Origin of the sequence: Glutamicibacter sp. Je.9.36 (assembly GCF_051129975.1) — a bacterium.
GTDB lineage: Bacteria > Actinomycetota > Actinomycetes > Actinomycetales > Micrococcaceae > Glutamicibacter.
On the sequence record NZ_JBCPSN010000003.1, the window covers coordinates 403,807 to 415,932 of the forward strand.

A 12,126-nucleotide genomic window follows, 5' to 3' on the forward strand; every position below is an offset into this window, starting at 1 on the left:
AGAGGCGCTGCAGATGCCGCCAAAGTGCCGATGCAGGTTCAAGAATTCTTCGAGAAGAAGGTCTAGGCTTCTTCGTCGCCAGCTGGGAGCACAGCCAAGCGGACGCGAGTGTCAAAGCGCTGTGCACGGATATCGCGGGGACGGACCGAATCAATGGGCGAATCCGATGCGTGGCGAGGTTCGCGAACCTTTGGTTCGCGATCGCGGACGGCATTCACCAACGCGTTCAGCTCATCTTCTGGTTCAAGCACATCCGGGATGGCTCCGCGGATCAGGCTCCACCCGCTGGGAACTGTCAGACGGTTCGCATGGCGGGCGCACAGGTCGTAGCAGTGCGGTTCCGGGTACGTCGCCAAAGGCCCAAGAACAGCAGTTGAATCTGCGTATACGTAGGTAAGAGTAGCGCGGGCCGTTTCACGGCAGGCTGGGCGAGAACAAAGACGAAGACCTTCCACGTTTGCCATTCTACTCGGCTGGTCAGCACATCCTTGGGATCTTCGCCCATTTGCGGGCTGATGGGCACCGGCACAGTGTCGCAAGCGCTAGGCTGAGTTAATGAACTCCAAGTTGCCTGATCCGCCAAGCGGTTCCCGTCGCCACCGCCACGGACGCGGGCGGCGTGGCCCGCTGATGCCCATGCATCTTCCTGCTTACCGTTCACGGCCGGAACGATTTGATGATGCCGTGATGGCCAGTGCGCAAAGGCTCTCGGAACGCTGGCCCGGAGAAATTGAAAAGATCGATTTCCTGATTGATCCGGTGCCCAGTGACAAGCTGCTGGAACAGGCTGCTGCACTGGGCGAGCGGGTGCCGCTTGCATCATCAAAGCCAGCTTCGGCTAGCCGCCCAGCGCGCATCATCATTTATCGCTTGCCCATTGAGCAGATTGCGGAAAACACCGGCGAACTCTTGGATCTGGTCCATCAGTGCGTGGTGCACGAGGTCGCGCAGCTTTGGATGAAACCCATCTCGGAAGTGGACCCCGCGTATTTCCCTGAGGATCCGGACTACTAGGGCCATCTTCCCTAGCTGGCCTGGATCCGGCTTTCACGTCCCGGCGCATGGGAGGCCAGGCCAACGCGCACGGCACCGATCCATACCAGCGCAGCACCAACCAGGTGGGCGACCACAAGCAGCTCTGGCAGGCTGGTCATGGCCTGGATCGCTCCGAGCAGCCCCTGTCCGGCCAATACCCAGAGGTAGAGCTTGGCTTTGTGCGCCACGTCCGGTACTTGTTCTTTTCTTGCTTGACGCCACATCACCAAAGCAACAACCAGTGCGCCCACGGCTGCTGCGGCATGCACGAGAGTGATCTGCAGCCAGTCGAAGCCCATCCGCGGGACCTCGGCCGAGTCTCCGGCATGCGGACCTGAGCCGGTCACCCCGGTGCCAATGATGACGAGCAGGGCGCTGAGAACAACTAACCAGGTTCCCAGCGACTTCAGCGAATCCGCACTGGCTTTTGATCCGGCGTTTCCCAGATTCTGCACCTTGTCCCAGGTGGCCGCAGCGGCAGTGAGCAGCAAGGTCGCGGCCAGGAAATGGGCGGCAACTACGTAGGGGTTCAGTTTCACCCAGACGGTGATCCCGCCAATGACCGCATTGAGCACAACAAGCCAGAACTGGAACCACGCCCAGCGGGTGATGCCCGGAACTGGGTCGCGTTGCAGGCGGGCGGCAATGATGACCCAACCAACCGCTGCGCACAGGACAAAGGTGAGCAGCCGATTGACGAACTCGATGGTCGCGTGAATCCCCATCTCAGCGGTTGGCGCGATGGAACCGCCGGTGCAGGTTGGCCAGTCGGGGCAGCCTAGTCCTGACCCGGTGACTCGAACGACACCGCCGCCGACAATAATCAGAATCGCTGCGATCATTGCCGATAGCGAAGCTGCCTTGAGCGAACGACGTTCCAGCGTGATTCGCTCAGCCAGCCATGCGAAAGGGGTCTTCAATTATCCAGTTCCTTAATAGCGGATTCCTAGCCGCCGATGTTCACCACAATGCCGTCGCGCCCGGCATTCGCCTGTGGCATGGCAGCCCAAGCGATGGACCGTTCGGAACCGAGCACCAGCTGGGCCAGGTAAGCGTTGGCATCCGTCGAGAAGATGACTGCTTGGGCGTCTTCGGAGACAGATTTCGGATCGAAGACGATATTCTGCCCGGCCTTGATCTGGAGTTTCTTCGGTTCCTCCAGCTTGCCGTCCTTATTGACCACCACGGCTTCCACCGCTGAGTCTGCAGCTACGGCGGCGATGGCGAATTTCCCAGTGCCATTAGCCGACAGCGGCATGGCCTGCGTACCGGCTAGCGCGTTGGAGCTCACCGCCCAGGCAGTGTCCGAGGAATCCTTCGGGTCCGCACCGCGAACCATCTTCACCGCTGCGGTGACCGGAGCATCGGACTCGACAACTACCGTGTAATAGCCACCAGCCAGCTGGGTCAGATCCACAATCTTCGTCGCGTCGGAGTCGACGGCGAGGTTATCGTCGAAGCTGGCGGCGACTTCGCCGTCTTCGCCCAGGACCTTCACCTTGAATCCAGCGCCCGAGGAACCGGTTGCCGCAACGTGCAGCTGTGGAACCAAGGACTTGTTGTCCTTGCTGAGCTTGGAAATATTCTCCTTGCTCTCGATCCATACTCCCGGAATCACCTGATTGTTGGAAGCTGTCGCGTTGGCGCTGACCAGTTCAACACCCGACGGGGTCAAACCGCGCAGAGCGGCCTGCTGGACCGATGCAGTGATTTTTCCGCCGACGCTGGTGATTTCAGCCGAAACAGAATTCAGGTTCTGCGCGAAGCCGCCGAGCACGATGGCCCGGCTCTCCCCCGCTGCCAGGACAATGTTCTGCAGCGTCGAGGTGTCGATCAAGCCGTCTGGACCGCGAAGCCGCAGAGATACCTGGGCGGTGGTGTGCGTTGGGTTGGCCAAATGCATCACGCTGGTGGATCCGGTACTTGTCTGCAGGCCGGTGAATCGCCAGTTGGACGCCGGGGCCTGGCACGTTGCGGCAGCAAGCCCTGCCAGGTCGCCATCCTTGGCTTGGTAGCTGCGCACGGCGCTGCCCTTCGAAGCGAGTTCGCCCAGCGGCTGCAAGGTGTAGACCTGGGCGTCATCGATATCGTTGGCAGTTGAAATCTTGCTGGCGCGGCCGGTCAGGCCCTCATCATCAGCGCCACGGGCCTCGGCAGCTTCATCCTCAGCGATGCGTCCAGTCAGCTCATGCGCGCCGCTGCCATCGAGCTTGGTGAAGGAGGAGCCCGGAATGCGCTTGGCCAGATCCGAAACGGCAATGCTGCGCAGGTTGCTGGAAATGTCCTTGGCACCTGGGGCGAACTGCGCATCGGTGCCTTCCACGCCCTTGAGCAGCTGCGGGGTTGCCGAGCAAACGCTGCTGGAGTCACCTGCGGGCAGGTTCGTCACGGCAGCTGGCAACGACTTCTCGGCCGGTGCCGGGGCAAAAATTGATCCGGCACCCACTGCAGCGCCGGCAGCCGCAACGGCTACCAGGCTGAGCAGAACCGCGCCGGTCTTCTTGCGCGTCGGCGCGGCAGCCGCATCCTTGGAGGCCGCGGCGCGGGCCTTGTCCAGCTTCTGGCGACGCTTCGATACGTTGCCGTCCACCGATTCCGCCTGCGGCCTGGCTGCAGGCGCAGCCAGCGCACTGGCAGCGGCAAGTTCTTCCTTCGCGGCGTTCCGCGCGCGAACCTTCTCCAGCCGATGGCGGCGCTTGGCAGCCTTCGGATCTTCCGGTTCTGATGCCTTCGCGGCTTCTTCTCCAGGCTCCGGGCCGGCCGGCTGGTTCTTCTCAGCCCCGGTGGAACCAGCGCCAGCTGCGGCACCAGTGGCTGCCACGCCGGCAACTTGCGCAGCTGCGCCTTGCTGCTCCGCGGAGTCCCCGGCATCGTTCTGCTTCTTGGAAGACCCAGCCTCTTCTGCAGCTGGCGGCTTGACTGGTTCGGGAACAACTACCGGGTCCTGGGCTGCAGGCTTCTTCGGTCCAGCGTCCTGGGCGGCAACAGGTCCCGTCTTGCTTCCAGCCGCGGCTGGGCCGGCGTCCTTGGCAGGCTCGGCGTCCTGGGCGTGTTCCGGCTGCGCAGCTGCATCAGGGGTGCCCGCGGCGCCTGCATCAGCTGCAGGCAGTTTGGCGTGCGCAGCCTCGGGCTGCACCGATCCTGCTTGAACGGAGTCCGGCTTGGGAGCCGGCTTCTGTTCCGCCGATTCGCCTTGAGCCTTCGCCTGGGCAGCCTGCGCGGTGGGCACGGCTGCCGTGGCATCCTTGTTCCCTGACTTCGCCTCGGGCTGTGGCTTTGCTTTAGGTTCTTCCCGCTGAGCGGCCTTGGCTTCAGCCTTCGCCGCTTTCTCGGCGTTCTTCGCTTCGGCCTTGGACCGGGCTTGGGCTTCCTTGGCGCGGGCCTTGTCCAATTTGGCATCGACCTTGGCCCGGGCCTTGGCAGCCTTTGTCTCAGCACGCGATAGCGTCGCCGACACTGGGGTGGTGTCCTTGGCTTCTGGTTGCGCGGAGGCCGGTTTCGGGGCCGGGGTCTGTTCAGCTGGCTTGTCAGCAGAATCCGCTGAGTTCACGTTCTTCTCGTCGCTCACTACTTCTTCTCCTGCTCGGCATCGGCGTCCGAAATCCGGTCGCTGAGCTTCGGGGTCAAGTTCTCACGCATCTCGCTGGCGCGTTCGCGTGCCTCGCGGCGGCTCAGTGGCATGGTGCCGGTAGCCGGGCTCTGGACTTCGGCGGCCGCCAAAACGGCCGAGCCGTCGGCGAGTTCTTCATTTTCGCCGCGTGGTTCACGGAAGCGGTATTCGTTGTTGCGGTAGTTGGCGAATCGCCGCGAGCTTGGCACTGGAATGGCCAGGAGGACGGTAATCAGCAGAACTATCGCGCTGAGCACCAGAACCGGTATGGCCGTGGAGTCCTTGTGCGACAACGTCAGCTTGCCGCCCTCGGCAGGAAGCTCGTAAGCCTGGGCCCATCGAGTTTCCGAATCCTCGGGATAGGACACCGAACGCAAGGATTCGCCATCAACGCTGGCCCGCAGCTTCGGATCCGACGCGGTTGCAAGGACCAGGGTCCGCTTGGCATCAGAAGCCGGAATTTCCAGATTGGCGATCTTGCCACGCTGGGTCGGCAATACGCTCACGTCACCGTTTTCAGCGACAACGCGGGCAAATCCAGCGCCCTGATTCTCTTCATCGGCTTCATAATCCACTCGCCACAACCAGCCGCTGTCGGTCTGGCCGACCGATGCCAGCCCAGTTGCCGCATCCAGGATGCGCACGGTCGCTGGGACAGATTCACCAGTCTCGTTGAGCACGACAAAGCCCACGCCCAAGTCGCGCAACGATTCGCGCGAATCCAATGCAGACTCGGAGAGCAGCATCGCTACGGCTTTGCTCTGAACCTGCGCGGTGGCAGAAGCTTCATTGCGTTCAGGTTCCAGCAGCGGTCCGGCCAGCTGCTTGACCTGCGAGTAGCGGCTGATGCTGTCCAGGGTTTCACCGGAGCCCGAAACCAACTGGCTGTCGATTTCACCGGAGGAACGCGGGCTGAGCACCAAGGTGCGCTTCTGGAATTCGGAGCGGCCCGCATCGGCTGCCGTGGCAGGCAGGGTGCGAGGCTGGGAGCTGTGGACCTGCTGAGCCGAATTCAGGGACGTCAGCGTTTCGGACTCCGCGGCCGGATTCAGCTGGGCACCAAGCAGCACGGCGCCGGAAGCGAGAACCGCGAGCACGCTGAATGCGGCCATCAGGCTCATCGCCGGACGAGAACCCTGCATCCGCATCGAGCGCGGCTGATCTTCATGGCGCAGGGCAGCTAGCGCGTTGGCGGCAGCTGCAAGCAATGCAAACATGGCAAAGGAGACGAACGGACCGGTGTAGGCGCTCACCGCGGTGTGCGAGTCCAAGGTGAACGGGACAAAACCGACGGCCCATCCCGCTGCCAGCGACAGGACTGCGCCCCACAGCAGGCGGCGGGAGTTCCGGCGCATGCTGGAACTGTGGCTGAGCGAAGAACTCAAGGTCCCGAAAACAGCCAGCAAGATGATTGGAGCACCGACCAGCAGTGCGGCGACCAAGGCCCACGGACCGGCGGGCAGGAAGTCCCAACCCACCAGCGAGGCGTTGGCGTTGAAGGATTCCGGGAAGCCCAGCAGCATCTGCCATGGGGCAGCTGGCGAGAACGCGCGCGCCGCACCGGGCTCGGTGAACAGCAGCCGCAGATCGCCCAGGCCGGCAAACAGCAGCGGAAGATTCCACACGATTGCAGGCAGCGGGATCCACCACAGGCTGCGTGCGCGGCGCACCGAGAAGATGGCCAAAACGTAAATCAGGATGCTGGCGGTCAGGAAGAATGAAACGGAGCCCGCGGAAATCACCCAGAGCAGCAAAGCCGCACTAGCCGAAGCGGTCCATGCGGACACGGATTGCTGCTTCGGGTTCTTGGGCTTCGCGCCTTCGATGGCCACATGGGCATTCATGGCACGGATAATTGCCAGGAAGAACAGCGGCAGCAAGATATGGATCAAAACCGAGCCGACTCGTCCCGAGGCCAGCGAAGAGACCAATGAAGGCAATAGGGCCCAGATCAATGCGGCGAAGAACCGGACAGCACGCGAACGGCTCACCGCGCCAATGCCCCACCACGCGGTCAGGGCGGCCAACGGCATCGCGGCGAAGAAGAGATAGATCGAAGCTTCGTTGGCATGGTTGAAAGTCACCAGCGAGAAAAGCCAGAACAGCACATCGGAGTTATCCGGCGGAGCGCTCAATCCGGTGGTGATGTTCTGCCACCACGATAGGGCGTTGGCGCCGATTTCCTGGTTGCTGTTGGACAGCGGGCGCAGCGCGCCGCCGGACAAAGCAGTGGATCCAAGCAGGCTGCGCCAAGCAACCAGCGAAGCGGCCCCGGAGAGCAAGAGCGCCAGAATCAGCGAGAGTACCGCGGTGGTGCGCGGCGGACGGGCGATTCGCACGAAGTCGGAGAAGTTGTCACCGCTAGGTTCAACCATCGCGTCGGCACCACTGCCATCCCCGTAGACCTCGCCATCGGCACGCCCGGTATTCACATTGCGGCGGTATTCGCGCACCTGTGCGCCGGAGACCATCAGCTTGCGGACCTGGCGGCGTGGAATTTCGCGGATCTGGGCGACGTTGCGACGCGAAGCGGCCAGCTTGCCCGGGGAGAACAGTCCGCGCAGGACCGAAGCCAGGTGGCTGAAGCCATGCCCCGGGTCCTTGGCCAGCAATGCTACGAGGAAGTGGCCGATGCCGCCGAGCAGCAATCCAATCCACAAGAACGGCAGTTCCAAAGGCGAAGCGAACTTCAAGCGCTGGAAGACTTCCGAGCGCTTGGCTTCGCGTGGGCCTGCCAGCGAGTCGACGACCTCGACCTGGTGGTACATCTTGGCACTTGGCACCACGACCACGCGGTGGCCGGCTAGGCGGTTGCGCCAGCAGAGGTCCACGTCGTCGCCACGGCCCGGAATTGCCGGGTCGAATCCGCCCAGCTGCTCAAAGACCTCGCGCCGGATAAACATGCCGGCCGAGGACACGGCAAAGTAATCGCTTCGTCCGTCGTACTGGCCCTGGTCGACTTCGTCGATATCGATCATGGTCAGGCGCTGGGCCTTGCGGTCCACGCTCAGCCCCACCTCGACCAGGTGGCGCGGGTTATCGATGTCCAGCAGCTTGCAACCGGCAATGGATACCGATTCGGAGGCCTCAACGGTCCGCGTCAGCTGTTCCAGCGCGTCGGGAGCAGGCATGGAGTCATCATGGATAATCCATAGCCATTCATCACGGTCCGAACGCGCTTCGGGAAGTTGCGAAACCGCTACTTCCAGCGACAGCCCCAGGGATCCTTCATCGGCCACCAGCAAGGCGGAGTTGGAAGGCAGGTTCGCCCGCAGGACCTCTAGCGATGCGTCAGAGGACGAAGCGTCAACTCCGACGAAGCGTTCGATAGGCCGGGACTGGTTTCGCAGTGCGGCCAAAGTGCGTGGTAAAAAGTCAGCGCCATCGTGCGAAGCAACGATGGCGGTGACGTGAATTGGCGGACGAATTAGATTGCTCGTTTCCGTAGACGGCGACGTTCGCGCTCTGAGAGCCCTCCCCAGATTCCGAAGCGCTCGTCATTGCTCAAGGCATATTCTAGACATTCCGAACGGACAACACATGCGCCGCAGACACGTTTCGCGTCGCGAGTCGATCCGCCCTTTTCAGGGAAGAACGCTTCAGGGTCAGTCTGTGCGCACAGAGCACGGGCCTGCCAGCCCAGCTCGCCCTCGTCAACTTCGCCGCCAACACCAAGCCAAACTGCCTTGATGGTTTCGCGCACTTCGTCATCCTCGTCGAGCTCAGGAGCCCACGAGCCAACCGAGGAGATTTCTTCGGTGTCGGATAACGTGTCGTGCTCTTTCAGGAAGCTGTCGGCCGCGGTCTCCAGATCGGCTGCAACTGCAACCCGTGCGGACTCACCGGCTTGAGGATCGACAAACCAGTCGGATGGTGCGTCCTCCAGCCCGTATTGAGCCGACGCAACAGCCGAGGTCGAAAATTCGGAGTACCCCTGCTCCAGATTCGCCATGGTGATGTTGACCTTTCGATTGGTTTGAGGAGATCGGGCCGTCATTGCTCCCGATCCATCCGGCAGCATTTATTCCATCGAACTAGCGAAAAGTGATGAACCTGCCCGGACTCACCATCTAATTACAGCCGTGTAACTCCGCTAGAGTCAAGCGGGGAGGTCATTCTAAGAAGAGTTCTCAGGAAACTCCCGGCACAACACGCCGTCAAAAGACGCACATGAGGTGGGCGAGTCCCGTCTTGGCTGAATTCTCGGTGAATTCTCAGTAATTAAATTTAAGGACATCCAATGAGCAATAGCCTACAATCACGAACATTTGTCGAGAATCTCCTCGCGCCGCGACGCAGTTCAGCCTCCCCATGGCTCACCTGGTACTCCGTCAGCGGGGAACGCATCGAGCTGTCCGGACGGGTATTTGACAATTGGGTCGCGAAAAGCGCCAATCTCTTGGGCGAGGTTTTCGACCTCGATGAAGACTCGATCGTGGTGCTCGATTTGCCGGCGCATTGGAAGTCCCTGGTCGTGGCCCTGGCCGCGCTGCACCATGGCGCCACGCTGGTCGATGCTGGGCATGATGATGCACAGCAGGCATCGGTGTGGGTGACAGCCCAACCGGATGATGAGCGCATCCCCAGCAGCTCTGAAATCCTTGCCGTGAACCCGGCAGCTCTCGCGCTGTCCTTCGGCTCGGATCTCGGCCCTGTCGCAGAAGACTTCAATGCCTCCGTGCGTACCTACGGGGATCAGTTCTATCCCTCGCCAGTAACTGGTGATGCCTCAGCCATCGCAACCAATGGTGACGCCCCGGTCAGCCTTGCTGCGTTATTCGATACCGAAGCTAAGGCGCAAGGAACAATTCTAGTGCGTGCTCAGCAACCCGTGCTCTCCTTGCTGCCCTTCGCCATTGGCCAGTGGGCAGCGGGTGATGGAATTGTGCTAGTAGAAGACGGGATGGAAGTGACCCAGCGCCTGCGCGACGGCGAACGCATCAACTTCGACTACCAACCAGCGGATTAGCGAGCCACCGTCGGTACCGTGCCGGTATCGGCCTGGCCAGCGGAGTGCGCTGCGTCAGCGCCGGTATCGGCCTTGTGATTGCCCAGAACTTCGTGGTCGTGGGCGAATTCTTCCTCCGCATCCATTGCGCTGCCGAAGACCCAGAAACGGTAGGCGAAGAATCGGAAGATGGTGCCTAGCACCAAGCCGACTACCGAACCGGCAATGAACACCGAGGTCGGATCGGTCAAGCCCAGCCAGTATTTGGTGACCCATACGCAGGCCGCGGCAATGCCCAATCCGATGGCATTCATGATGATGAACATCACGAGCTCGCGCACCACATTGGCCTGGCGGCGGTGGCGGAAGGTCCAGTAGCGGTTGGCCACCCAAGAGAACATCGTCGCGACGACGCCAGCAATGATTTTCGCTTTAACCTGGGAATCGCTCATGGAACCGTGCAGGAGCCAGACGTAGATCCCCGAGTCGATGATGAACGCAACGCCACCGACGACGCCGAACTTCGCCACCTCGCGCCACAGCAACGAGATGAGTCCGGCTATTTTGAGTTTGATGCGCTCGAGCAATTGTCCTCCAGGGAATATTGTTCCCGTCTGGCTAGCAGTAACAAGGCGCGCTAAGCACTACGAGAAGCGCGCGATCTTGCTATTTTATCGGCACTTTCTGGAAATTGACCGAATTGTGAGAGTAATCAGACAACGCGCATGCGATTCTCAACGTCGCTTTCGATACCCTTGTAATCGTGAGCTTTCCAAAAATTGGTGTGATTGGTGGCGGGCAGCTAGCCCGAATGATGGCCCCCGAGGCCCTGAACCTAGGTTTCGAACTGCATGTTCTTGCCGAAGGTCCTGATGTTTCGGCTGCGCGAAGCGTTCCCGACGCTCCTGTAGGCGACTACAAGGACCTCGAAACCCTGCGAGAATTCGCCAAGGGCAAGGACGTTGTCACCTTCGACCACGAGCACGTGCCCAACGAATTCTTGACCACCCTGATCAATGAGGGCGTCAACATCCAGCCCCGTCCAGCTGCGCTGATCCATGCCCAGGACAAGCTGGTCATGCGCGAGGCCATCGAACGCCTCGGACTTCCGAACCCTGCGTGGGCCAAGGTTGACGATGTCGATGCCCTGATCGCTTTCGGTGAGCAGACCGGCTGGCCCATTGTGCTCAAGACCCCGCGCGGCGGCTACGACGGCAAGGGCGTGCGGATGCTGGACAATGCCCAAGACGCCAGGGATTCCGCCGACTGGTTCGCCCATGGCCCGCTGCTGGCCGAGGACAAGGTCGAGTTCTCCCGCGAACTTTCCGCGTTGGTAGCCCGCACCCCTTCAGGCGAGGCCAAGGCTTGGCCCGTGGTCCACACCATCCAGGTTGATGGTGTCTGCGATGAAGTGATCGCGCCTGCCCAGGATATTGACGAAGCCACCGCGGCCACCGCAGCCGATGCGGCTTTGCGCATCGCCGAAGAATTCGGCGTCACCGGAGTCATGGCCGCAGAGCTCTTTGAAACCCCGGGTTCAGGAGCCGGTTTCGTCATCAACGAATTGGCCATGCGCCCGCACAACACCGGCCACTGGACCATGAACGGTTCGGTCACCAGCCAATTCGAGCAGCACCTGCGTGCGGTTCTGGATCTGCCGCTGGGCGAAACCCGCGAGCTGGGCGTGACTGTGATGAAGAACTACCTCGGCGGCGCCAACCAGGACCTCTACTCGGCTTTCCAAGCCGCCTTGGCCGCAGCGCCAGAAGTCAAAGTCCATGCCTACGGCAAGTCCGTGCGCCCGGGCCGCAAGATCGGCCACGTCAACGTTGTGGCTAACGCCGGGCAAAGCGTAGATGAACTTCGTTCGCAGGCCAATAAGGTTGCCGCGCTCATCCGTGACGGCATCGAAGCCGCCGTCTAGACTTTATTTTGATCAAGAGCCGCTGCCGCGTACCGGGCAGCGGCTCTTACTAGAACACCGCAAGGAAATATCTCATGTCTGAAGCACCACTGGTCGGCCTCGTAATGGGTTCTGATTCCGATTGGCCGGTCATGCGCCTGGCCGCACAGGCACTGGCCGAATTCGGAATCCCTTTTGAAGCGGACGTCGTTTCGGCGCACCGCATGCCAGAAGAAATGATCGATTACGGCAAGAAAGCCCACGAACGCGGACTGCGCGCAATCATCGCCGGCGCAGGCGGTGCAGCGCATCTTCCGGGCATGCTTGCAGCTGTTACACCGCTGCCGGTGATCGGAGTTCCAGTTCCACTGGCTAAACTAGATGGAATGGACTCCCTGCTCTCCATCGTCCAGATGCCTGCAGGAGTCCCCGTAGCAACTGTTTCCATTGGCGGAGCACGCAATGCCGGCCTGCTGGCTGTGCGCATGCTCGCAGCGGGAACCGATGAGCTAGCCGAATCGTTACAGGTAAAGTTGCTTCAGTTTGCAGATTCACTGCGCGAGCAAGCCCATGCCAAGGGTTCGGCTTTGCGCGCTGAAGTTGCCAACGAGAATTTCGCTTCCTAGGGAA

General features: G+C 61.4%; 10 protein-coding genes. 4 read left to right on the top strand and 6 right to left on the bottom strand.

All coding sequences use genetic code 11. The annotated features are described in order from the left end of the window. Nucleotides 1–62: 62 nt before the first annotated feature. Nucleotides 63–464, bottom strand: a complete 402-nt coding sequence (locus AAZQ98_RS10220; RefSeq protein ID WP_208294212.1) for a DUF3499 domain-containing protein — start codon at nt 462–464, stop codon at nt 63–65. A gap of 91 nt (nt 465–555) precedes the next feature. On the opposite strand from AAZQ98_RS10220, the gene AAZQ98_RS10225 reads away from it, so the two are divergent. Next, nucleotides 556–1,014: a metallopeptidase family protein gene (locus AAZQ98_RS10225; protein ID WP_434691916.1), complete on the top strand. Its 459-nt coding sequence runs from the start codon at nt 556–558 to the stop codon at nt 1,012–1,014. 11 nt (nt 1,015–1,025) lie between these two features. Here the strand turns inward: AAZQ98_RS10225 and AAZQ98_RS10230 are convergent, their stop codons facing one another. Genes AAZQ98_RS10230 through AAZQ98_RS10245 form a run of 4 tightly spaced genes read right to left on the bottom strand, consistent with a single transcriptional unit; the run spans nt 1,026 to nt 8,597 of the window. Continuing rightward, nucleotides 1,026–1,955: a COX15/CtaA family protein gene (locus AAZQ98_RS10230; protein ID WP_434691918.1), complete on the bottom strand. Its 930-nt coding sequence runs from the start codon at nt 1,953–1,955 to the stop codon at nt 1,026–1,028. A gap of 26 nt (nt 1,956–1,981) precedes the next feature. Then, the gene (locus AAZQ98_RS10235) at nt 1,982–4,603 is read right to left on the bottom strand and encodes a DUF5719 family protein (RefSeq protein ID WP_434691921.1); all 2,622 of its coding nucleotides are present in this window, start codon (nt 4,601–4,603) and stop codon (nt 1,982–1,984) included. Further along, nucleotides 4,603–8,127, bottom strand: coding sequence for a glycosyltransferase family 2 protein (locus tag AAZQ98_RS10240; RefSeq protein ID WP_434692157.1), 3,525 nt, complete (start codon nt 8,125–8,127; stop codon nt 4,603–4,605). Before AAZQ98_RS10240 ends, AAZQ98_RS10235 begins: the two co-directional genes overlap by 1 nt. Then, nucleotides 8,073–8,597: a WhiB family transcriptional regulator gene (locus AAZQ98_RS10245; protein WP_105657494.1), complete on the bottom strand. Its 525-nt coding sequence runs from the start codon at nt 8,595–8,597 to the stop codon at nt 8,073–8,075. Before AAZQ98_RS10245 ends, AAZQ98_RS10240 begins: the two co-directional genes overlap by 55 nt. A 288-nt stretch (nt 8,598–8,885) precedes the next feature. On the opposite strand from AAZQ98_RS10245, the gene AAZQ98_RS10250 reads away from it, so the two are divergent. Continuing rightward, entirely contained in the window at nt 8,886–9,614 is a 729-nt protein-coding gene (locus AAZQ98_RS10250) for a TIGR03089 family protein (RefSeq protein ID WP_332498482.1), read from the top strand. On the opposite strand, the gene AAZQ98_RS10255 is transcribed toward AAZQ98_RS10250, so the two are convergent. Continuing rightward, nucleotides 9,611–10,180: a GtrA family protein gene (locus AAZQ98_RS10255; protein ID WP_105657466.1), complete on the bottom strand. Its 570-nt coding sequence runs from the start codon at nt 10,178–10,180 to the stop codon at nt 9,611–9,613. The genes AAZQ98_RS10250 and AAZQ98_RS10255 overlap by 4 nt on opposite strands. 176 nt (nt 10,181–10,356) lie before the next feature. Between AAZQ98_RS10255 and AAZQ98_RS10260 the strand changes: the two genes are divergently transcribed. After that, nucleotides 10,357–11,517 carry a 5-(carboxyamino)imidazole ribonucleotide synthase gene (locus AAZQ98_RS10260; RefSeq protein ID WP_402735629.1) on the top strand — a complete coding sequence of 387 codons (1,161 nt, stop codon included), beginning with the start codon at nt 10,357–10,359 and terminating at the stop codon, nt 11,515–11,517. Between the two features lie 74 nt (nt 11,518–11,591). Further along, complete coding sequence (gene purE / locus AAZQ98_RS10265) at nt 11,592–12,122, top strand: 5-(carboxyamino)imidazole ribonucleotide mutase (protein WP_105657464.1); 531 nt, start codon at nt 11,592–11,594, stop codon at nt 12,120–12,122. The last annotated feature ends 4 nt before the right edge of the window (nt 12,123–12,126 follow it).